Consider the following 21534-nt stretch of genomic DNA (forward strand, 5'->3'; position numbering starts at 1 on the left):
CGCCGGCCCCGTGCGGGGAGGGGGTCGAGCCGGGTCGGCCGGCCGCGGTCATCGCGCCTGTTTCCGCTTCGCCTGCTGCCTCTGGCGCTTCTTGCCGACCGGCTGCTGACGCTGCCCGGCGGCGGCGCGGGCACGCTGCTCCTCGATGTCGGCCTCGTGCTCCTCCACGGTCTTGCCGAGCGGGGGGAGCCCCTTGGCGGCGCGGCGCTCGTTGAGCTCCTGCTCGGCCTGCGAGCCCGGGGTCGGGTTGTTGCGGATGACCCACCACTGCTGGCCCATGGACCAGACGTTGGAGACGGTCCAGTAGATGAGGACGCCGATGGGGAAGTTGATGCCGCCGATCGCGAAGACCAGGGGGAACAGGTACAGCATCATCTGCTGCTGGCGGTACATGGGGGAGGCCTTCGCGGCCTCGCTCATGTTCTTGGCCGTCAGCTGCTTCTGGGTGAAGAACTGCGAGGCGGACATCGCGACGATCATCACGATCGCCAGGAGGATCGTGGCCACGTGGTTGCCGTCGCCGGGGTTGAGCAGCGTGGAGAACAGCGGGGCGCCGAAGAACGTGGCCTCGTTGAAGGACTGCACGGTGGCTGCGTTCAGGACGTGCACGCCCTCGCCGGCGGCCGCGGACCCGGGCACGCCGTTGAGGACCTGGAACAGCCCGAAGAAGATGGGCATCTGCACCAGGATGGGCAGGCAGGCGGAGAACGGGTTGGAGCCGTGGCTCTTGTACAGCTCCATCTGCTCCTGGGCCATGGCCTGCCGGGACAGCTGGTCCTTCTTGCCCTTGTACTTGGCCTGGAGCTTGGCCATCTCCGGCTGCAGCTCCTGCATGCCGCGCATGGACTTGATCTGCTTGAGGAACAGCGGGATGGTCAGCGTGCGCATGACCAGGGTCAGGCCCACGATGCACAGCACCCAGGTGATGCCCGCGGCGGGGTCCATCCCGATGGCCGTCAGCATCTCGTGGAACACCCACAGCACGGCGGAGACGACCCACCTGAAGGGGAAGAGGATCATTTCGAACAGGTTCATGGGGAAGGCTCTCCTTGGGCCGCGGGACCGGTGGCCCCGGCGGGGTGGTGCTGGTGGCGCTCAGCAAGGGTGGGATGGTTCAGCAGGACGATCCGGGGAAGGGACGCGAAGTCGGGGAAGACCCGGCCCCCGTCCGGGACCCTGTCGATCCCACCCGCCGCCCAGGGGTGGCAGCGGAGGAGCCTGCGGACGCTGAGGCCCAGGCCGCGCACGGCGCCGTGCACCGTGACGGACTCGAGGGCGTAGGCCGAGCAGGAGGGGAAGTACCGGCAGACGTCCCCGTACAGGGGGGAGACGATGGTCCGGTAGAGCTTGAGACCCGCGATGAGCGCGTTCTGGGGCAGGAACCACAGGACCTGCCACGCGGACGCCGGGCGGACGAACTCGTGGGGAGCCGCCGCGAGGAGGTCCTCGGGCGCGTGAGCGTGCTCGCTCATGACTCCGGCTCCTCCCGTGCGGGTCGTCGGTCTGCTGCGGTGGTCGTCGTCCCGGCGGTCCCGGGAGCCCCGGCCCGCGCGGACGCCGTCCGCCACGCCTTCGCGTAGTCGGCGGCCAGCTCCGTCCAGTCCGCGCGGGAGGCGGGCGGCAGCGCGCGCACCACGACGTCGTAACCGTACGGGGCCTGCCTGACCGTGGTCTGGGCGAGCTCCCGGAGGCGTCGCTTCACCTTGTTGCGGCGCACGGCGTTGCCCACGGCCTTCGAGACGACGAAGCCGAACCGGGCCGGGTGCTCTTCGCCGGTGGGACGCACATAGACGACGACGTTCCGGCGCCCGTTGCGGGCGCCGGAACGCGTGGTGGCCGAGAACTGGGCCGAGGTCCGGATCCGGTGCTGTTCAGGCAGCACGGTCCCGCTCCTGCACGGTCGGCGGCTCGGGCGGCTCCGGCACGACGACGAGCGCCCGTCGCGGGGCGGTCGTCGGAAGCGCCGGCGCCGACACGGACCGGCTCAGGCGGAGAGCTCGGTGCGGCCCTTGCTGCGGCGGGCGGCGAGGATGGCGCGGCCGGCGCGGGTGCGCATCCGGGCACGGAAGCCGTGCTTCTTGGCGCGACGGCGGTTATTCGGCTGAAAAGTCCGCTTGCTCACTGGTTACTCCAAAGGCGTCAGGGTGTGCGCCCGTCCTCGGGCTCACCGCACCGGGTTCGGCGCGGCGGAGAGGGACGGTCACAGCGGTGCTGGTGGATGCGTCCGAGCATGCGGATGGGCATGACAGTGGACACAAAAGACTACTTCACCCTAGACAACGGGCAGGGGACGGTCAAATCAGCGACGGGTGGCCGCGGGCCCCGGTGCCGCCGGCGCGGGAGCGGGGCGGCCGGGGCGGAACCGGGTCGAACGGTGGTCGAGTGCTGGATCGGGCACCGGGAGACCCGGTGCCGCTGTGCAGTTCACATCCTACCCACAGCTGTGCACGGATCTTCATCACATCCTGTGGAAAACCGGCCCGGCCGGAGCCGCGGAACCACGCGGATCGGGGGTCGAACTACACGTCTGTAGTTCCCGGAGCCCCCGGAAAACGGCTATGAACACGTTCGGCGCATGTTCTAGGCTGGCACTCGCGGCTGGCCCCCGACAGCTTTTCCACCGTTGTGAACAACGCTGTGGACAAGATCCCCGGCGAGGGGCCGGGACGATCCGTCCACCGCCTCGTCATCCCGACGACAGCTCGATGACATCTCGACGACAGCAGGAGTACGCGTGGGCACGCAGGACAATCAGGCGCTCAGCGCGCAGTGGGCCGAATGCGTGCAGTACATGTACGAGGACCCCATGACCACGGGGCGCTACCGGGGGTTCATCTCCCTGGCCCAGCCCCAGGGCCTCATCGGCACCACGCTGCTCGTCGCGGTCCCGAACGAGCTCACCCGCGAGTTCTTCCAGAACCAGATGGCGTCCGTGCTCCGGTCCTCCGTGGGCCGGGCCTTCAGCCCCGAGACGCTCGTGGCGTTCGTGGTGGACGCCGACCTCGAGACCGCTCCCGCACCGGAGGCCGGGGCCTCGACGCCCACCGCGGCCCTGCCCCCGATCAGCGAGCTCGAGGCGGAGCGCAACCGCACCGACCTGCCCGCGCGGGTCGACCACGCCGACACCGCCGACGCGGTGGAGGTCGACCGGCGGACGACCGGCCTCGACCGGCAGTCCGCCGGGCTCATGGCGCCGCCCCCGGAGCCGGCGCACCGCTCCGGGATGGGCGGGGCCGACCGGACCCTCCCGCCGCCGCGGGACCCCCAGGCCGCCCCGCCCCGCCGCCCCGTCCAGGACACCGGCACCGCTCCCGCCGTGGTGGGGGAGTGGGACAGCTCCGCGCGGCTGAACCCCAAGTACGTCTTCGACTCCTTCGTGATCGGCCAGTCCAACCGGTTCGCCCACGCCGCGGCCTTCGCGGTGGCCGAGACCCCGGCCAAGGCCTACAACCCCCTGTTCATCTACGGGGAGTCCGGGCTGGGCAAGACGCACCTGCTGCACGCGATCGGCCACTACGCCAAGCGTCTCTACCCCCAGGTGCGGGTGCGCTACGTGAACTCGGAGGAGTTCACCAACGACTTCATCAACTCGATCCGCGACGACGAGGGCTCCTCCTTCAAGGAGATCTACCGCAACGTGGACATGCTGCTGATCGACGACATCCAGTTCCTGGCGGGCAAGGAGCACACGCAGGAGGAGTTCTTCCACACCTTCAACGCGCTGCACAACCACGAGAAGCAGATCGTGATCACCTCCGACATGCCGCCCAAGCAGCTGACCGGCTTCGCCGAGCGGATGCGCTCCCGCTTCGAGTGGGGTCTGATCACCGACGTGCAGCCGCCGGAGCTGGAGACGCGCATCGCGATCCTGCGCAAGAAGGCCACGAGCGAGGGCATGGACGCCCCCGACGACGTGCTGGAGTACATCGCCTCCCACATCTCCACCAACATCCGCGAGCTCGAGGGCGCCCTGATCCGGGTCACCGCGTTCGCCTCCCTGAACAAGCAGTCGGTGGACCTGCCCCTGGCCGAGCTGGTGCTCAAGGACCTCATCACCGACGACGGCGCGCAGGAGATCACCGCGGCCTCGATCCTCGCCCAGACCGCGGTCTACTTCGACATCAGCCTCGAGGAGCTCAAGAGCAAGTCCCGCACGCGCACCCTGGTCACCGCCCGGCAGATCGCGATGTACCTGCTGCGCGAGCTCACCGACATGTCCCTGCCGAAGATCGGCCAGGAGCTCGGCGGCCGCGACCACACCACGGTGATGCACGCGGACCGCAAGATCCGCACGCTGATGGCCGAGCGCCGGCAGATCTTCAACCAGGTCACGGAGCTCACCAACCGGATCAAGCAGCAGCAGCGCGAGGGCTGAGCCCGGCCCCACCCCTCCTCGAAGGCCCCGGCGGTGCTCCGCCGGGGCCTTTTCGTGTAGTTCGTCCACAGGCTCCGCCCGCGGGATCCCGGGCCCGGAGGGGCCCTCCTGCACAGGATGTCGGCGCTTGTGGAGCGCCTGTGCACAGGACAGAACCCACACCTGTGGATAAAATTGTGGAATTCTCCGTCCGACCGGTGGAGAACCTCGGTACAACTCGGCGGAGGGCTGTGGAACCCGCGGAACCACGCGGATCTCGTCCACCGGCAGCATGCGTTCCGGTGGACCCCGAACCACAGGAACTCAACAGGCCGCCACCGCCCGGGTGCTGGCCGAGGGGCAGTTATCCACAGATTCCACAGCGGTTATTAACACTCCCATCCTTAAAAAGACATCTGGCCAAACAACAAGAATCCTGGAGCGCCGACCCCGTCCGGGCCCTCACGGCCCCGGATCACCCGGACGCCGCCACGGAGCGGCCGAATGGCCGTCCCGTGAAACGGACCGATACGATGCAGAGGGCGAAGACCCTGTTCGCACCGCTGCACCCCGCGGCGCGGCCCGCACCGGACCCTGTCCGGGACCGTGGCTCCGCCGTCCTTGCTCAGACTGAAAGGCAGCAACCTCTCGTGAAGTTCTCCGTCGAACGCGATGTTCTCGCCGAGGCCGTCACCTGGACCGCTCGGTCCCTCTCTCCTCGGCCCCCGGTCCCCGTGCTGTCCGGTCTGCTCATCCGTGCGGAGGGCGGTCAGCTGTCCATCGCGAGCTTCGACTACGAGATCTCCGCGCGGCTGTCGATCAGCGCCGACGTCCAGGAGGAGGGCACCACCCTCGTCTCCGGCCGTCTGCTCGCGGACATCTGCCGCTCCCTGCCCTCCGCCCCGGTCGAGGTGCACGCCGACGAGGGGAAGGTCACCCTGACCTGCCGCTCCTCGCGCTTCAACCTCGCGGCCATGCCGGTCGGCGACTACCCGGAGCTGCCCGCGCTGCCGGACGTCTCCGGCGTGGTGGCCGGCGACGAGTTCGCCCACGCCGTGGCGCAGGTGAACATCGCCGCGAGCAAGGACGACACCCTGCCCATCCTCACCGGCGTCCGCGTGGAGATCGAGGGCGAGAAGATGACGCTGCTCGCCACGGACCGCTACCGGCTCGCGATGCGCGAGCTCACCTGGCGGCCCAGCACCCAGGACATCTCCACGGCCGCGCTGATCAAGGCGCGCACCCTCAACGACATCGCCAAGACCCTCGGCCCGGCCGGTGACATCAACATCGCCCTGTCCGACTCCGCAGAGCTCGTCGGCTTCGAGTCCGGCGGCCGCCGCACCACGAGCCTGCTCATCGACGGCGAGTACCCCAAGATCCGGTCGCTGTTCCCGGAGCACACGCCGATCACCGCGGCGGTGCGGACCACCGAACTCGTCGAGGCCGTCCGGCGCGTCTCGCTCGTGGCCGAGCGCAACACCCCCGTGCGCCTGGCCTTCACCCAGGGGCAGGTGGCCCTGGACGCCGGGACCGGCGAGGACGCCCAGGCCTCCGAAGTCCTCGACGCGCACCTCACCGGCGACGACATCACGGTGGCCTTCAACCCGACGTACCTCTCCGAGGGCCTGCACGCCTTCGCCTCCGACTACGTCCGGTTCTCCTTCACCGCCCCGCCCAAGCCGGCCGTGCTCTCCGCCCAGGCCGAGCCCGAGGGCGAGGACAAGGACGACTACAAGTACCTGCTGATGCCGGTGCGGCTCCCCAGCCAGTGACCGGCCGGCCCGGAACCGGAAGCTGCTGATCCCGGCGTGTTCGTCGACCACCTCTCCCTGCTCGACTACCGGACGTATGCCCATCTGGACATACGTCTCGCTCCCGGGACCACCGTGTTCCTCGGGCCGAACGGCGTGGGCAAGACGAACATCGTCGAGGCCCTCGACTACACGGCGGGCCTGTCCTCGCACCGGGTGTCCTCCGACGGCCCGCTGATCCGCTTCGGCGCCGACCGCGCGATCGTCCGCGTCCGGGTGCGGCGGGGCGGGCAGCAGACCGTCCTGGAGCTCGAGCTCAACGACGGCCGCGCCAACCGGGTGCGCATCAACCGGGCCTCCCCGGTGCGGGCCCGGGACGCACTCGGCATCGTGCGGACCGTCCTGTTCTCGCCGGAGGACCTGGCGCTGGTGAAGGGGGACCCCTCCCACCGGCGGCGCTTCCTCGACGACCTCGCGAAGTCCATGCGCCCCGTCCTCGCGGGCACCCTGGCCGACTACGAGAAGGTGCTCCGGCAGCGCAACGCGCTGCTGAAGTCGGCCCGCCGGAGCGGCCGGTTCACGGACACCCACCGGTCGACCCTGGCGGCGTGGAACGACCAGTTCGCCCGCGCCGGCGCCGGCATCCTGCACGCGCGCCTGCAGCTCATCGACGCCCTGGCGCCCCAGGTGGCGACCGCCTACGGCCAGCTCACGGACGGGACCAAGGAGACGACCCTGCGCTACGTGTCCTCGGTGCTGCCCGAGAGCGCGGCCGGGGACGCCGAGCGGCTGCGCGGGTTCACGCCCGCGGACCTGCACCAGCTGATCCTCGACGCGTGCGAGGCCTCGGAGCAGCGGGAGCTCGAGCGGGGACTGACCCTCGTGGGCCCGCACCGCGACGAGCTCGAGCTGCTGCTCGGGACGGCGCCGGCCCGGGGCTACGCCTCCCACGGCGAGACCTGGTCCTACGCCCTCGCGCTCCGCCTCGGCTCCTGGTACGTCCACCTGGCGGACGACCCCACGGAGGGCGCCGCGCCGATCCTCGTCCTGGACGACGTGTTCGCGGAGCTCGACGCCCGCCGCCGCAGCCGTCTCGCCGCGATCGTGGCCTCCGCGGAGCAGGTGCTCGTGACCGCCGCGGTCGAGGAGGACCTCCCTGCCGAGCTCGTGGCCGGTCCGCACGACGTGGTGCGGGTGGGTCCGGGCACCGCCGTCCGGGACGACGAGCAGGCGCCCGCCGGGACCGGTCCGGAGCCGGAGGAGGCGTCGTCGTCGTGACCGGGCCGCGGCGCGAGGACGGCCCGCTCCCCGCCGGGGAGCCCCAGGAGCCCCCTGTCCCCGAGGCGAACGTCGTGCGGATCGAGGACGAGATCGACGCGCCGGCGGCGCTGCTCACCCGGATGCGCCACGCGGCGGAGGCGCGCGGGGACGGGCGGCTCTACGGCGCGGCCGCCCGGCGCAACCTCACGGGCTTCGGCGCCGCCATGGAGGCGGCCACCGCGTCGGCCGCCGAGCGCCTGGGCCGCCGCGGCAACGACGTCGACCCGCGGGCGCTCGGCGGGTACTCCGGGGCAGGCCGCTCCGCCCGTGACCCCCGGGGGGTCGGCACGGTGCTGGACGGGCTCGTGTCCGGGCGCGGCTGGAAGGCGCCGGTCGCCGTGGGCTCGGTGCTGGCCCGCTGGGACGACCTCGTGGGCCCGGGCATCGCCGGGCACTGCCGGCCGGAGAGCTTCGACGAGACCGTGGTGCGGGTCCGGTGCGACTCCACCGCCTACGCCGCGAACCTGCGCCTCATGGTCCCGCAGCTGCTGCGCATGTTCGACGAGCACCTGGGGGAGGGCATCGTCACCCGGATCGAGATCCTCGGTCCCACGGCCCCGAGCTGGAAGCGCGGCCGCCGCTCCGTGCAGGGCCGGGGGCCCCGCGACACCTACGGCTGAGGCCGGCGGTCCGGACCGCTGAGCGGCCTCGTGGCGCGCTGCGGCCCCCCGGTGGCGTCCTGGGGGTGGCGGAGCAGAGGAAAAGTGGTCCTGAGGCCCTTTCCCGGCCGCTCAGAGGGACCTGTGAGCACCCCGAGCCCACGGTTTTCCGATAGAATCGGTTCCAGACAGCAATCGACGGACCGGGCCCCCACGGCCGATCGCGACCACCTCGCCCGCGGCGCGGGCACCCGGAGTCGTCGACCCGTTCCGACCCCGCACGAGCCGATGAGCCGCCCGAACGTCTCATCGGCGTTCTCTTGTGCCGTCCGGAGCGGGACCGGTGTGCCCAACAGGAGGAGCCAGGAACCCGTGGCAACAGAGGATCCGCAGAAGCGCGAGTACGGTGCCGGTGACATCACCGTCCTGGAAGGTCTCGAGGCCGTCCGGAAGCGACCCGGCATGTACATCGGCTCGACCGGCCCGCGGGGGCTGCACCACCTCGTGTACGAGGTGGTCGACAACTCGGTCGACGAGGCCCTGGCGGGCTACTGCGACCACATCGAGATCACCCTGCAGGCCGACGGCGGCGTCAAGGTCGTGGACAACGGCCGCGGCATCCCCGTGGACATCCACCCGACCGAGGGCCGGCCCACGGTCGAGGTCGTCATGACGATCCTGCACGCGGGCGGCAAGTTCGGCGGCGGCGGCTACGCCGTCTCGGGCGGGCTGCACGGCGTGGGCATCTCCGTGGTCAACGCGCTGTCCCGGCGCGTCGAGACCGAGGTGCGGCGCCAGGGCCACGTCTGGCGGATGGTCTTCGCCGACGGCGGCATGCCCCAGGGCGAGCTGGTCCGGGGGGAGGAGACCCCCGAGACCGGCACCACCCAGGTCTTCTACCCGGACCCCGAGATCTTCGAGACCGTCGACTTCGACTTCGAGACGCTGCGGGCCCGCTTCCAGCAGATGGCGTTCCTCAACAAGGGCCTGCGGATCACCCTCACGGACGAGCGGGCGCCGGAGGAGTCCGGCGAGGAGATCGCCGGCTCCGCCTCGGACCGCACCGCCGTCCACGTAGACGCCGAGCCGGTCGAGGGCCGCGACGGCGGCACCGACGTCGCCCGGCTCAACCACGAGGACGAGGACGGCGCCGGCCACCGCCGGGTCGTCTACAAGTACGACCACGGCCTGCTGGACTACGTGACGTTCCTGAACACGTCCAAGAAGGCCGACCTCGTCCACGACGACGTCATCGCGCTCGAGTCCGAGGACACGGAGCGCAAGATGTCCCTCGAGCTCGCCATGCAGTGGACCACGGCCTACACCGAGTCCGTGCACACGTACGCGAACACGATCAACACCCACGAGGGCGGCACCCACGAGGAGGGCTTCCGCTCGGCGATGACGTCCCTCGTGAACCGCTACGCCCGGGAGAACAAGCTGCTCCGGGACAAGGACGAGAACCTCACCGGCGACGACGTCCGCGAGGGCCTCACGGCCGTCATCTCGATCAAGCTCGCCGAGCCCCAGTTCGAGGGCCAGACCAAGACGAAGCTCGGCAACTCCGAGGCGAAGACCTTCGTCCAGCGCGAGGTGAACAACCGGTTCGGCGACTGGCTCGAGCGCAACCCGGCCGCCGCACGGGAGATCATCCGCAAGGCGATCAACGCCTCGCAGGCGCGGCTCGCGGCCCGCAAGGCGCGCGAGACCACCCGGCGCAAGGGCCTGCTCGAGTCGGGCGGGATGCCCGGCAAGCTCAAGGACTGCTCCTCCAAGGACCCCTCCCTGTCCGAGATCTACATCGTGGAGGGCGACTCCGCGGGCGGCTCGGCGGTGCAGGGCCGGGACCCCGCGCACCAGGCGATCCTGCCGCTGCGCGGCAAGATCCTCAACGTGGAGCGCGCGCGGCTGGACCGGGCGCTGTCCAACACCGAGGTCCAGTCGATGATCACCGCGTTCGGCGCCGGCATCGGCGACGACTTCGACATCGAGAAGGCGCGGTACCACAAGATCGTGCTGATGGCCGACGCCGACGTGGACGGCCAGCACATCACCACGCTGCTGCTGACGCTGCTGTTCCGGTTCATGCGCCCGCTGATCGAGCACGGCTTCGTCTACCTGGCCCAGCCGCCGCTGTACCGGATCAAGTGGTCCAACGCCCCGCACGACTACGTCTACACGGACGCCGAGCGGGACGAGGCCCTGGCGCGCGGGCTCGCCAACAACCAGCGCATCCCCAAGGACAACGGCATCCAGCGCTACAAGGGCCTCGGCGAGATGGACTACACCGAGCTGTGGGACACCACGATGGACCCCGACCACCGCACCCTGCTGCAGGTGACCATGGAGGACGCGGCCGCCGCCGACCAGATCTTCTCCGTGCTCATGGGCGAGGACGTCGAGTCCCGCCGCGAGTTCATCCAGCAGAACGCCAAGGACATCCGGTTCCTCGACATCTGATCCGCGACATATGTCCCGCTCGGCATGCAATGGCCGGGGGCGGGACCTGCGCAGGACCACGAGGACGAGCAGACAGAACGGAAAGACCGCATGAGTGACGAGACCCAGGACGGACCGACCCCGGAGGACGCCGTCCTCGCCGGCGACCTCGAGCACACCCCCGTGCTGACCGACCGCGTGGAGCAGGTGGACCTGCAGACCGAGATGCAGCGGTCCTACCTGGACTACGCGATGGCCGTCATCGTGGGCCGCGCCCTGCCGGACGTCCGGGACGGGCTCAAGCCGGTGCACCGGCGCGTGCTGTACGCGATGTACGACGGCGGCTACCGCCCCGACCGCTCCTTCAACAAGTGCGCCCGCGTGGTGGGCGAGGTCATGGGCCAGTACCACCCGCACGGCGACTCCGCGATCTACGACGCCCTCGTGCGGCTGATCCAGGGCTGGGTGATGCGCTATCCGCTCGCCCTGGGACAGGGCAACTTCGGCTCCCCGGGCAACGACGGCGCGGCCGCCCCACGGTACACCGAGACCAAGATGGCGCCCATCGCCATGGAGATGGTCCGGGACATCCACGAGGAGACCGTCGACTTCCAGGACAACTACGACGGCAAGAACCAGGAGCCGTCGGTGCTGCCGTCCCGGTTCCCCAACCTGCTGGTCAACGGCTCGTCCGGCATCGCCGTGGGCATGGCCACCAACATCCCGCCGCACAACCTGCGCGAGGTCGCGGACGGCGTGCAGTGGTACCTCCAGCACCCGGACGTCTCCAACGAGACGCTGCTCGAGGAGCTGCTGCAGCGGATCAAGGGCCCGGACTTCCCGACCGGCGCGCAGATCCTCGGGCACAAGGGCATCGAGGACGCCTACCGCACCGGCCGCGGCTCGATCTCCATGCGCGCCGTGGTCAGCGTCGAGGAGATCCACAACCGCACCTGCCTGGTGGTCACCGAGCTGCCCTACCAGGCGAACCCGGACAACCTCGCGATGAAGATCGCGGACCTCGTCAAGGACGGCCGCATCACCGGCATCGCCGACATCCGGGACGAGACCTCCGGGCGCACCGGCCAGCGGCTGGTGATCGTGCTCAAGCGCGACGCCGTGGCCAAGGTGGTGCTCAACAACCTCTACAAGCACACGCAGCTGCAGGACAACTTCTCCGCCAACATGCTCGCGCTCGTGGACGGGGTGCCCCGCACGCTGAGCCTCGACGCGTTCATCCGGCACTGGGTCGCCCACCAGATGGACGTCATCGTCCGCCGCACCGAGTACCGCCTGCGGCAGGCCGAGGCGGAGGCCCACATCCTGCGGGGCCTGCTCAAGGCGCTCGACGCCCTCGACGAGGTCATCGCGCTCATCCGCCGCTCCCCGACGGCCGACGACGCCCGCAGCGGGCTCATGCAGCTGCTGCAGATCGACGAGGACCAGGCGCAGGCCATCCTCAACATGCAGCTGCGCCGGCTCGCGGCCCTCGAGCGGCAGAAGATCCAGGACCGGCACGCGGAGCTCGAGCGGCTCATCGCCGAGTACACCGAGATCATCGCCTCGGAGGAGCGCCAGCGCGGCATCATCTCCTCGGAGCTCGACGAGATCGTGGGCCGCTACGGCGACGACCGCCGCTCCGAGATCATGTACGGCTACGACGGCGACATGTCGATGGAGGACCTGATCCCCGAGGAGGAGATGGTCGTGACCATCACCCGCGGCGGATACGTCAAGCGCACGCGCTCCGACCAGTACCGCTCCCAGCGGCGCGGCGGCAAGGGCGTGAAGGGCGCGCAGCTGCGCGGGGACGACGTCGTGGAGCACTTCTTCGTCACCACCACCCACAACTGGATCCTGTTCTTCACGAACCTGGGCCGGGTCTACCGCACCAAGGCGTACGAGCTGCTGGAGGCGGGCCGGGACTCCAAGGGCCAGCACGTGGCGAACCTGATGGCCTTCCAGCCGGGGGAGCGGATCGCCCAGGTCATGGAGCTGCGCTCGTACAGCGACGCCCCGTACCTGGTGCTCGCCACCCGCAGGGGCCTGATCAAGAAGTCCCGGCTGATGGACTACGACACCAACCGCACGGCCGGGGTGATCGCGATCAACCTGCGCGACGACGACGAGCTCGTCTCGGCCCAGCTGGCGTCCGCGCAGGACGACCTGCTCCTGGTCTCCCGCAACGGGATGTCCCTGCGCTTCACCGCGAGCGACGAGGTGCTGCGTCCCATGGGGCGGGCGACCTCCGGGGTCACCGGCATGAAGTTCCGCGACGGCGACGAGCTGCTCTCCGCCAACGTGGTCACCGACGACGCCTACGTCTTCGTGGTCACCGAGGGCGGCTACGCCAAGCGCACCAAGGTGGAGGAGTACCGGGTGCAGGGCCGCGGCGGCATCGGCATCAAGGTGGCGAAGCTCGCGGAGCAGCGCGGCCGGCTGGTCGGCGGGATCATCGTGGGCGAGGAGGACGAGGTCCTGGTGGTCATGGAGTCCGGCAAGGTCGTGCGCACCGGCGCCTCCGAGGTCCCGGCCAAGGGCCGCGACACGATGGGCGTGATCTTCGCGAAGCCCGCCCAGGGCGACACGATCACCGGGGTGGCCCGCAACGCCGACCGGGAGATCGCCGAGGAGGTCGACGCCGAGGCGGTGGCCGAGGTCGACGTCCAGCTCGACGAGACGATGGAGACGGCCGACGTCCTGGACACGGGCGAGGCCGATGGAGAGGCCGACGAGCTCGGTCCGGTCCCCGGTTCCGGGGACACGACGGACGATGAAGTAGCGTTGGACCCGAACAACAACGGAGGTAACGCATGAGCTCGAGTTCCGGCTCCAACACCGCCGGCAGGTCCGGACGCTCCCCCCTGGCGTCCGCACCCCGCCCCGGGAGCGGGTCGCCGTCCGGGACGGCGAGACCCTCGACGAGCGCCCGGACCGCGCCGAAGCCGGCGAAGTCAGGTTCGGGTCCCGCGAAGTCGAGCGCTGTCCGGTCCGGCTCCGGCCCGGCGAAGAGCGCCCGGCCCGCGAGCTCGACGAAGGGCCTGGTCCGCCCGGCCCCGCGGCCGCGGGTGCGCCGGGCGCGGCTGGTGGTCTCGAAGGTGGACACCTGGTCGGTGCTCAAGCTCGCGTTCCTGCTGTCGGTCGCGCTGGGGATCATCACCGTGGTCGCCGCGGTCGTGCTGTGGATCGTCCTGGACCTCACGGGCCTGTTCGACGGGATCAACGAGCTGCTCGGGATGCTGGGCGGCGCGGGCGGGGCCCTGAACATCAAGGACTTCCTGTCCCTGGGGCAGATCGCGATCTTCGCGACCATCGTGTCCGTGGTCAACGTCATCCTGCTGACCGCCCTGTCGGTGCTCGCCGCCCTGCTGTACAACATCGCGGCGGCCCTCGTGGGCGGGATCGGGCTCACCCTCACGGACGACTGATCCGGCGCGGTTCCGGGGAGTCCGGCCCGGCCGGGGCGATTTGGCACGGGTCGGCAACTCCGGTATCGTTTCTTCTCGGTCCGCAAGGGCCGTGAGAGGGCGTATAGCTCAGACGGTTAGAGCGCTTCGCTGATAACGAAGAGGTCCCAGGTTCAATTCCTGGTACGCCCACGGTTTCCCTTTTCCGCAGCTCAGGAGGCAGGCGTGAACAGGAAGATGGCTGCGGCTCTCGCCCTGGTCGGCGCGTCGGTCGCGGTGCTCACCAAGCTGCGGGAGGCCGACGCCGACAGGAACGCCTGGGCGGACGCCACCGACGAGGTGGAGTAGCCCGGTACACCGCGGGGACGTGGCGCAATTGGTAGCGCATCTGCTTTGCAAGCAGAGGGTTAGGGGTTCGAGTCCCCTCGTCTCCACCACATCGGATCCCGATCGAGCAGACGCTCGGTCGGGATCTTCTCGTTCCCGGCCGGATCGCCGCGCGCCGCCGCAACGGCAGAGGCCCCCGCTCCCTGCGGGGAGCGGGGGCCTCTGCCCGAACGGGCGGGGGGTCAGGCCTCGTTCTCGTCCTTCTTGCCCTGGATCTGCTCCTTGACCTCGTGGATCGTGGTCTTGGCGTCCTCACCGACGGTCTTGGCGCTGTCCTTGACCTCGGCGGCGGCCTCCGAGACACCACCGGACTGACCGGCCGGGGTGGTCGCGTCCTTGACGTCGTCGACCTGCACACCGGTGCCGGCGGCCACGGTGGACTGCTGGGCCACCGGGGAAGCGGTCACGCGCGGGGACGTGGCCGCCGGGGTCTTCCAGGGGTCCTCGACCGGGCGCGACGCCTTCCAGACGGCCACGCCGGCCGCACCGCCGGCCACGAGCAGGCCCAGCAGGAGGAGACCCTTGTGGGACTTCTCGGCCTTCTTCTGCTGCCTGGCGTAGTCCTTGGCGACCTTCGAGGCGGCCTTCTTCGCGTTGGCCACGGCCTTCTTGTCACCGGTCAGCTTCGCGACGATCGCCTCGAGCTGCTCGGGGGTGTCCGCGTCGGCGAACTTGCCCGCGAGCAGGGCGGCGGCACCGGCGTACTTCGCCTGCATCGCGGCGCGGCTCTCGGAGGCCCGGTCCGCGGCCTTCGCGGCCACGGGGCCGGCGGTCTTCGCGGCCTTCGCCGCGACCGGGGCGGTCACCGCGGCAGCCTTCAGCTTGGCGGAGCCGGAGAGGTCGTGGGCGCGGCCCAGACCCTCCTGGACCTTGGGGCCGGCGGTCGCGACGCCACCGGCGAGAGCCGCGGCGCCCGCCTCGACGCTGTGCTGGAGCCGGGGCGCGAGGTCACCGATCTCCTTGGACGCCCACTTGCCGGCGTCCAGGACCCTGCTCTCCGCGGCCTTCTGCGCCGCGACGGCCTTCTTCTCGCTCTTGGACTTCTTGAAGCTCATGAATCCATCCCTCCTCGGGTCGTGACAATCCACTGTCAGCATACGGGCAGAGCCGTCGGGGCAGGAGGGTGCGCCGCGCAATCCCGGGCCTTTTCACTGTGCGCTGAACCCCGCGACCCCACCGGGAAGGGCCTCCGGGGGCCGTGCAAGAATGGGCGCATGACTTCTGCCATCCCCACCGCCAAGGCGACCATCCACACGAACCACGGCGACATCGTCGTGAACCTGTTCGGCAACCACGCCCCGAAGACCGTCAAGAACTTCATCGGCCTCTCGGACGGCACCCAGGAGTGGAGCGACCCGCGCACCGGTGAGAAGCAGACCGGTCCCCTCTACAAGGACGTGGTCTTCCACCGCATCATCAAGGACTTCATGATCCAGGGCGGGGACCCCCTGGGCCAGGGCATCGGCGGACCGGGCTACGAGTTCGACGACGAGATCCACCCCGAGCTCGACTTCAACGAGCCCTACATCCTGGCGATGGCCAACGCCGGCAAGCGGAACGGCAAGGGCACCAACGGGTCCCAGTTCTTCATCACCACCGCCCCCACCACCTGGCTGCAGGGCAAGCACACCATCTTCGGCGAGGTGGCCGACGACGCGTCGCGGAAGGTCGTGGACGAGCTGAACGGCGTCCGCACCGGCGGCATGGACCGCCCGCTCGAGGACTGCGTGGTCACCTCGATCGACATCGAGCAGCTCTAGATCCGAGCAGTCTCCCCGTCCCGGCACCGCCGGGACGGGGACCAGCGGCGCAGGCCCGTCCGGAGCGATCCGGACGGGCCTGCGCCGTTGCCGTCCCGTCCGCCCCCGTCCATCCCGTCCAGCGAACCGGGCCCGCAGCGAAGCGGCCCAGGAGGAGTCCCAGTGAGCGGCGAGCAACCGCAGTACGGCGCGTCCACCGGGGGAGACGTCCCGGTGTGCCCGCGCCACCCCGACCGGCCGGCGTACGTGCGGTGCCAGCGGTGCGGTCGGCCGACGTGCCCGGAGTGCCAGCGCACGGCCGCGGTGGGCGTCCACTGCGTCGACTGCGTGCAGGAGGCGACGCGCTCGCGCCCCGCCGTCCGCACGAGCCTCGGCGGTCGCGCGGCCCAGGGCTCCCCGATGCTCGTCACCTGGTGGCTCGTCGGCGTCAACGCGGTGGTCTACGCGCTGCAGTGGCTCGTGCAGGCGGCGGGCGTGAGCCTGCTGCAGATGTTCGCCTACGCCCCCGTGACCACGACCTCCGAGCCGTGGCGGATGCTCACGAGCGGCTTCCTGCACTCGATGTCCAGTCCGCTGCACCTGATCCTGAACATGTACATGCTCTACCTGTTCGGGCGGATGCTCGAGCCGGCGCTGGGCCGCGGCCGGTTCCTGCTGCTGTTCCTGCTCTCCGTCCTGGGCGGATCCGTGGGCGTCCTGCTCCTGTCGCACCCGCTCAGCCTCGTGGTCGGCGCGTCCGGGGGCGTCTTCGGCCTGTTCGGCGCCCTGTTCGTGCTGCAGCGCCACCTGGGGCAGTCCATCACGCCCATCGCGGTGCTGATCGGCGTGAACGTCGTCTTCGGCTTCCTCTTTCCCGGCATCGCCTGGCAGGCGCACCTCGGCGGACTCGTCACGGGAGCCCTCGTCGCCTTCGGCTACACGGCCGCCACCCGCCGGCGCCGGGGTGCCGGCGGCCGCCGGTGACGCCGGCCGGCGCCCGCCTACGAGCACTCGCGCGCCGGGGAACGACCGTGTTCTCCACAGGGGTTGTTCCCACCTGTCGACAAGTTACACCCGTGGAATTCCACACCTGTGAGCAACGGTGTGGACAGGGCCGGGGCGGCTTCCACAGCTGTTAATAACGCTGTGGAGAGCGAGCTGTGCACACACTTCTCCACACCTGTGGACAACGTTGTGCACCGGTTGGGGAGAAGGGGCACGACCGTGCCGGCCGGGACGCCGTCCTCATCGGATCCTCAGGCGGCGTGCGGAAGACTGGAGGGGTGCGGATCCCGCCGCGCCCACGGAGGAGAACGGGAGGACGCGTGCGCGTGCTGCTGGTGGAGGACGAGGTGGACCTCGCGGAGTCGCTGCGCCGCGGGCTCACGAACGAGGGCTTCGTCGTCGACGTCGCCCACGACGGCATCACCGGGGGGTGGCTGGCCGGCGAGAACCCCTACGACGTCGTGGTCCTGGACCTGATGCTGCCCGGCAGGAACGGCTACGCGGTGCTCGAGGACCTGCGCGCCGCCGAGAACTGGGTCCCCGTCCTGATGCTCACCGCCAAGGACGGCGAGTACGACCAGACCGACGCCTTCGACCTCGGCGCCGACGACTACCTCACCAAGCCCTTCAGCTTCCTCGTGCTGGTGGCGCGGCTGCGCGCCCTCATCCGCCGGGGGGCGCCCGAGCGGCCCGTGGTGCTCACGGTCGGGTCCTTGCAGCTCGACCCCGTCCGCCGGACCGTGGCCCGCCGGGGGACGGCGCTCGAGCTCACCGCGAAGGAGTACGTCATCCTCCAGTACCTGATGCAGAACGCGGAGAAGGTCGTCTCGAAGCTGGAGATCATGGACAACGCCTGGGACGCCGGCTTCGAGGGCTCCGAGAACATCGTCGAGGTCTACGTGGGCTATCTCCGGAAGAAGATCGACGCGCCCTTCGGCCTCTCCACCCTGCAGACGGTCCGCGGCATGGGCTACCGGCTGGTCCCGGACGAGCCCGGGGCGCCGGCGTCGTGACCTCCGCCAGGAGGGGGCTCCTCGACCGGTGGGGGGTGCGGGAGCGCAGCACGGCCGCCGCGGCGCTGCTCATCCTCCTGGTGATGGCCGTGGCCGGAGCCGTGCTGCTCGAGGTCCTCAGCCGCGCGGCCGTGGGGGCCGCCCACGACCAGGCCGTGGCCCGGCAGACGGAGATCCTCCAGGACCTGGGGCTCCCGTGGGGCCCGCGCAGCGCCGGGGGCGCGGCGGGGGAGACGGCCGTGTTCACGCAGGCCGGGCTCGGCGAGCTGATGCTGCGGCTCGGCCGCCCCGGAGTCATCGTGCAAATCCAGGACGCCGACGGACAGGTGGTGGCCGCGTCCCCCGCCAGCGCGCTGGGCACGGACCTGTCCGTGCCGGTCCTGGAGCCGGGGCGGTCCTTCGACTCCGCGGCGACCGGGGACGGGCCCGCGCTCAGGACCGACGACCACGTGTATGTCGCTCACGGCATGTACATCAACGGCGTGCCCCTGACCCTCACCGTGGCCGTGCCCATGGCGCTGCAGCAGGGCACCCTCCAGACCGTGTCCCTGTTCCTGCTGGTCGGCGGGCCGGTGCTGGCGCTGCTCGGGGCCGCGCTCATGTGGTTCCTGGTCGGCCGCTCCCTGGCCCCGGTGCGCCGCATCACCGGACAGGTCCGGCGCATCGGCACGGCCCGCCTGGGGGAGCGGGTCGACGTGCCCCCCACCCGGGACGAGATCGCGGCGCTCGCCGAGACCATGAACGGGATGCTGGACCGGCTGCAGGCCTCCGACCGGGCGCAGCGGCGGTTCGTGGCGGACGCCTCCCACGAGCTCCGCAGCCCGCTCGCCACCCTCACCACCACGATCGAGGTGGCCGCCTCCGACCCGTCCGGGGCGACGTGGTCCGAGGTCGCCCCCGTCCTGAGGTCCCAGTCCCGCCGGATGGGCCAGCTCGTGGAGGACCTCCTGACCCTCGCCAAGGTCGACGACGCCGGGCTGCGGCTGCGCACCGCGGACACCGACCTTGACGAGGTGGTCCGGGAGGAGGTCGCCCGGATGCGGCCGGCCTCGCGGCACGAGGTGCGCGTGCACGTGGACCCCGTGCGGGTCCGGGGGGACGCCAGCCGGCTCCAGCAGGTGGTCCGCAACCTGCTCTCCAACGCGGAGCGGCACGCGGACACCTGGATCGCCGTCTCCCTGGTGGCCGAGGGGGACGAGGCGGTCGTGACCGTGGTCAACGACGGCGACCGCATCGCGCCGGAGGACCGGGAACGGGTCTTCGAGCGGTTCGTGCGGCTCGACGACTCCCGGACCCGGGACACGGGCGGATCCGGACTGGGCCTGGCCATCAGCCGGGAGATCGTCGCGGCCCACGGGGGGACGATCGGCGCGGGCGAGGACCCGGAGGGCCGGTGCCGCTTCGAGGTGCGTCTCCCGCGGGAGGGCGGGGACGGCGAGGGCTGAGCACCTCGCGTTCACCTCCCGTTGGCGGCACCGTCACGCGGGCCGCCTAGCGTCTCTCTGGTCGGCGGGAGCCCCCCGACCCCGCTCCGACCAGCACGGATGCGCCCCCGGGCAGCCGTGCGGAATGCCCCGGTCCGTCGGCGGACCGGGGCATTCGACTGCTCCGCGCCCGGGGGTCCCGGGCCGCCGGCCGGGGTCCCCGGCCTCCGGCGGCTCACCCGCCGGGCTCTCAGTACCCGGCGGCGGCGGCACCCCAGACCTGAGCGGTGAGCTCCTCGAGGCGCTCCTCGGGCGTGCGCTGGGCGCGCAGGGCCTGGGCGACGAGCCGCTGCGCGGTGGAGGCGAGGTGCTCGCGCATGGCGCGTGCCGCCTCCGCCTCGTCCCGGGCGAGCACGGCCCGGACCAGCGCGTCGTGCTCGCGCGCGAGCTCCCCGACGGGCCGCCGCGACGTGGCGGCGACGACGCCCAGGAAGGACGTGGTGGTGCGCAGCCGCTCCACGAGCTGGACGGCCTGGGCGTTGCCGGCGACGAGCAGCAGCGCACGGTGCAGTCCCTCGTCCGCCTCGGCGGTGGCCTCGAGGTCCCCGGTCCGGGCCGCCTCGTGCAGCGCCTCCCACTGGGCCCGGATCCGGTCCAGCTCCTCGGGCGCCGCGAGACGGGCGGCCCGGCGGGCGGCCGGGACCTCCAGGGCGGTGCGCACCGCGAAGATCTCGGCGACGTCGTCGGGACTGACCTCGACGATCTCGAAGCCGCGGTTGCGGTGGAACCGGATCAGCCCGGCCTCGCCCAGCCGCAGCAGGCCCTCCCGCACGGGGCTGCGGGAGACGTCCATGGCGGAGGCCAGCTGCTGCACCGAGTACAGGCGCCCGGGCTCCATCTCGCCCGCCGTGATCGCCCGCCGCACCGCGGCCATCACCTGCACGGCGAGCGAGCTCCCGGTCGTGGCGGTGACGGACGGCAGCGCGGGGGCCGCCGCCCCGGGGCGGTCGCCGGCCGGGGACCCGGCGACGGAGCGGGGTGGGGTGGTCACGGGGTGATCGTCAGCTTGATGTCCCCGGGCCGGTGCTCCTCGGCCCGCTGCATGGCCTCCGCGATCCGCTCGAGGGGGAACTCTGGCCCGAGACAGTGCTCCACGTCGATCTCGCCCTCGGAGATCCGCCGCAGGGCCTCGCGGAAGGACGTCAGCCCCGGCTCGGCCTGCGCCGCCACGGAGCACTGCAGCCGCAGGTTCTTGCGGAACGCCGTCCACAGCGGGACCTCGGTGTGCCCGTGCCGCTCCGGCAGGCCGAAGAAGCCGACGATGCCCCGGTCGGCCGCGAGCTCGACGGCCTGGTCGCGCAGCACGTCGTGCCCCACGGCCTCGATGACGAGGTCGGCGCCGCGGCCCCCGGTGACCTCGGCCACGACCGCGGCGAGGTCCTCCTCCGGCACCCGCACGGGGACGGCGCCCAGCCGGCGGGCGACCTCGAGCCTGCCCGTGTCCAGGTCGGAGGCGACGACGTGTGCGAAGCCCAGTCTGCGGGCCTCCTCCACGAAGAACAGCCCGGCGGACCCCGCGCCCATCACCACGCACGTGTGCGCCCGGCGGGCAGGCGTCTCCACGGGCCAGAACTGGCGCATGGCGTAGAGGCACGTGCCGTACTGCTGGGCCATCATGAGCCGCCGCAGCTGCAGGGAGTCGTCCGGGTCCGTGCCGGCGGGCAGCTCCACGACGTGCAGGTCGTCCAGCAGCTGGAGCTCCGCGAAGCACCCGCCCATCTCGCCCTGGGGGACCGTCAGCACCAGGGTGCCCTCCGGGACGCGCTCCGAGCGGGACTCGACCACCACGCCGACCCCTTCGTGGCCGGGGTAGCCGGGACGGCGCGGGCCCTCCGCGTGGAGCAGCCCGTGGAAGGCCGCGTGCAGGTCGGATCCGCAGATCGAGGCGTGCAGCATGCGCACCACCAGCTGACCGGGTTCCCGGGCGTGCGGATCGGGCCAGTCGGTGACCGTGACGGTGCCCGTGGTGGGGACGTGGGATGCTCGCATGCGCGCCTCCTGGGGTCGGGCGCGCCGGGCGCCGGTGGGTGACA

19 protein-coding genes and 2 tRNA genes are annotated in these 21534 nt (G+C 71.3%); 14 read left to right on the forward strand and 7 right to left on the reverse strand.

Annotated elements, in window-relative coordinates:
- Positions 1–48: 48 nt before the first annotated feature.
- The 4 genes from yidC to rpmH all read right to left on the reverse strand — a co-directional run bounded on the left by yidC (position 49) and on the right by rpmH (position 2122).
- Positions 49–1035 carry a membrane protein insertase YidC gene (yidC, locus tag RF644_RS04595; RefSeq protein WP_095650042.1) on the reverse strand — a complete coding sequence of 329 codons (987 nt, stop codon included), beginning with the start codon at positions 1033–1035 and terminating at the stop codon, positions 49–51.
- Positions 1032–1472 carry a membrane protein insertion efficiency factor YidD gene (gene yidD / locus RF644_RS04600; RefSeq protein ID WP_035924359.1) on the reverse strand — a complete coding sequence of 147 codons (441 nt, stop codon included), beginning with the start codon at positions 1470–1472 and terminating at the stop codon, positions 1032–1034. Before yidD ends, yidC begins: the two co-directional genes overlap by 4 nt.
- Positions 1469–1882, reverse strand: coding sequence for a ribonuclease P protein component (rnpA, locus tag RF644_RS04605; protein WP_095650041.1), 414 nt, complete (start codon positions 1880–1882; stop codon positions 1469–1471). The genes yidD and rnpA overlap by 4 nt, the downstream gene beginning before the upstream one ends.
- Positions 1883–1984: 102 nt before the next feature.
- Positions 1985–2122: a 50S ribosomal protein L34 gene (gene rpmH, locus RF644_RS04610; RefSeq protein WP_019181680.1), complete on the reverse strand. Its 138-nt coding sequence runs from the start codon at positions 2120–2122 to the stop codon at positions 1985–1987.
- A gap of 660 nt (positions 2123–2782) precedes the next feature.
- On the opposite strand from rpmH, the gene dnaA reads away from it, so the two are divergent.
- The 10 genes from dnaA to RF644_RS04660 all read left to right on the forward strand — a co-directional run bounded on the left by dnaA (position 2783) and on the right by RF644_RS04660 (position 14310).
- Positions 2783–4375: a chromosomal replication initiator protein DnaA gene (dnaA, locus tag RF644_RS04615; protein WP_368795803.1), complete on the forward strand. Its 1593-nt coding sequence runs from the start codon at positions 2783–2785 to the stop codon at positions 4373–4375.
- Positions 4376–5004: 629 nt separating this feature from the next.
- Positions 5005–6129, forward strand: coding sequence for a DNA polymerase III subunit beta (dnaN, locus tag RF644_RS04620; RefSeq protein ID WP_035924354.1), 1125 nt, complete (start codon positions 5005–5007; stop codon positions 6127–6129).
- Between the two features lie 36 nt (positions 6130–6165).
- Positions 6166–7386, forward strand: a complete 1221-nt coding sequence (gene recF, locus RF644_RS04625) for a DNA replication/repair protein RecF (protein WP_017835074.1) — start codon at positions 6166–6168, stop codon at positions 7384–7386.
- Complete coding sequence (locus tag RF644_RS04630; RefSeq protein WP_368795584.1) at positions 7383–8048, forward strand: DUF721 domain-containing protein; 666 nt, start codon at positions 7383–7385, stop codon at positions 8046–8048. Before recF ends, RF644_RS04630 begins: the two co-directional genes overlap by 4 nt.
- Before the next feature lie 351 nt (positions 8049–8399).
- Positions 8400–10487 (forward strand): DNA topoisomerase (ATP-hydrolyzing) subunit B, encoded by a 2088-nt coding sequence (gene gyrB, locus RF644_RS04635; RefSeq protein WP_368795585.1) that lies wholly within the window; start codon positions 8400–8402, stop codon positions 10485–10487.
- 90 nt (positions 10488–10577) lie between these two features.
- Positions 10578–13283: a DNA gyrase subunit A gene (gene gyrA / locus RF644_RS04640; RefSeq protein WP_368795586.1), complete on the forward strand. Its 2706-nt coding sequence runs from the start codon at positions 10578–10580 to the stop codon at positions 13281–13283.
- Positions 13280–13894: a DUF3566 domain-containing protein gene (locus RF644_RS04645; protein ID WP_368795587.1), complete on the forward strand. Its 615-nt coding sequence runs from the start codon at positions 13280–13282 to the stop codon at positions 13892–13894. Before gyrA ends, RF644_RS04645 begins: the two co-directional genes overlap by 4 nt.
- Before the next feature lie 97 nt (positions 13895–13991).
- Positions 13992–14065 (forward strand) — tRNA-Ile (locus RF644_RS04650).
- A gap of 33 nt (positions 14066–14098) precedes the next feature.
- Entirely contained in the window at positions 14099–14221 is a 123-nt protein-coding gene (locus RF644_RS04655) for a hypothetical protein (protein ID WP_255219369.1), read from the forward strand.
- A 13-nt stretch (positions 14222–14234) separates the two neighbouring features.
- A tRNA-Ala gene (locus RF644_RS04660) sits at positions 14235–14310 on the forward strand.
- Between the two features lie 132 nt (positions 14311–14442).
- Here RF644_RS04660 and RF644_RS04665 read toward each other — a convergent pair.
- Positions 14443–15315, reverse strand: coding sequence for a hypothetical protein (locus tag RF644_RS04665; RefSeq protein ID WP_368795588.1), 873 nt, complete (start codon positions 15313–15315; stop codon positions 14443–14445).
- A gap of 159 nt (positions 15316–15474) precedes the next feature.
- Here RF644_RS04665 and RF644_RS04670 point away from each other — a divergent pair, with 159 nt between their 5' ends.
- The 4 genes from RF644_RS04670 (at position 15475) to RF644_RS04685 (ending at position 19462) form a co-directional block, all read left to right on the forward strand.
- A complete protein-coding gene (locus RF644_RS04670; RefSeq protein WP_368795589.1) occupies positions 15475–16020 on the forward strand; it encodes a peptidylprolyl isomerase in 546 nt (181 codons plus the stop codon).
- Positions 16021–16182: 162 nt separating this feature from the next.
- On the forward strand, positions 16183–16983 hold the full coding sequence (locus RF644_RS04675) for a rhomboid family intramembrane serine protease (protein ID WP_368795590.1): 801 nt from the start codon (positions 16183–16185) through the stop codon (positions 16981–16983).
- Between the two features lie 341 nt (positions 16984–17324).
- Positions 17325–18017, forward strand: coding sequence for a response regulator transcription factor (locus tag RF644_RS04680; RefSeq protein WP_284563004.1), 693 nt, complete (start codon positions 17325–17327; stop codon positions 18015–18017).
- Complete coding sequence (locus RF644_RS04685; protein ID WP_368795591.1) at positions 18014–19462, forward strand: ATP-binding protein; 1449 nt, start codon at positions 18014–18016, stop codon at positions 19460–19462. The genes RF644_RS04680 and RF644_RS04685 overlap by 4 nt, the downstream gene beginning before the upstream one ends.
- 229 nt (positions 19463–19691) lie before the next feature.
- Here RF644_RS04685 and RF644_RS04690 read toward each other — a convergent pair whose 3' ends face one another.
- Both RF644_RS04690 and RF644_RS04695 read right to left on the reverse strand, forming a co-directional pair.
- Positions 19692–20492, reverse strand: a complete 801-nt coding sequence (locus RF644_RS04690; protein WP_368795592.1) for a GntR family transcriptional regulator — start codon at positions 20490–20492, stop codon at positions 19692–19694.
- Positions 20489–21490, reverse strand: coding sequence for a zinc-binding dehydrogenase (locus tag RF644_RS04695; RefSeq protein ID WP_368795593.1), 1002 nt, complete (start codon positions 21488–21490; stop codon positions 20489–20491). The genes RF644_RS04690 and RF644_RS04695 overlap by 4 nt, the downstream gene beginning before the upstream one ends.
- Positions 21491–21534 lie beyond the last annotated feature (44 nt).

The organism is Kocuria sp. CPCC 205258 (assembly GCF_040981005.1).
GTDB classification, from domain to species: domain Bacteria; phylum Actinomycetota; class Actinomycetes; order Actinomycetales; family Micrococcaceae; genus Kocuria; species Kocuria rosea.

Bases quoted from the DNA above. Each gene is read 5' to 3' on its own strand.
- yidC (WP_095650042.1), bottom strand. From the start codon at position 1,035: ATGAACCTGTTCGAAATGATCCTCTTCCCCTTCAGGTGGGTCGTCTCC.
- yidD (WP_035924359.1), bottom strand. From the start codon at position 1,472: ATGAGCGAGCACGCTCACGCGCCCGAGGACCTCCTCGCGGCGGCTCCC.
- gyrA (WP_368795586.1), top strand. From the start codon at position 10,578: ATGAGTGACGAGACCCAGGACGGACCGACCCCGGAGGACGCCGTCCTC.
- RF644_RS04645 (WP_368795587.1), top strand. From the start codon at position 13,280: ATGAGCTCGAGTTCCGGCTCCAACACCGCCGGCAGGTCCGGACGCTCC.
- RF644_RS04665 (WP_368795588.1), bottom strand. From the start codon at position 15,315: ATGAGCTTCAAGAAGTCCAAGAGCGAGAAGAAGGCCGTCGCGGCGCAG.
- RF644_RS04670 (WP_368795589.1), top strand. From the start codon at position 15,475: ATGACTTCTGCCATCCCCACCGCCAAGGCGACCATCCACACGAACCAC.
- RF644_RS04695 (WP_368795593.1), bottom strand. From the start codon at position 21,490: ATGCGAGCATCCCACGTCCCCACCACGGGCACCGTCACGGTCACCGAC.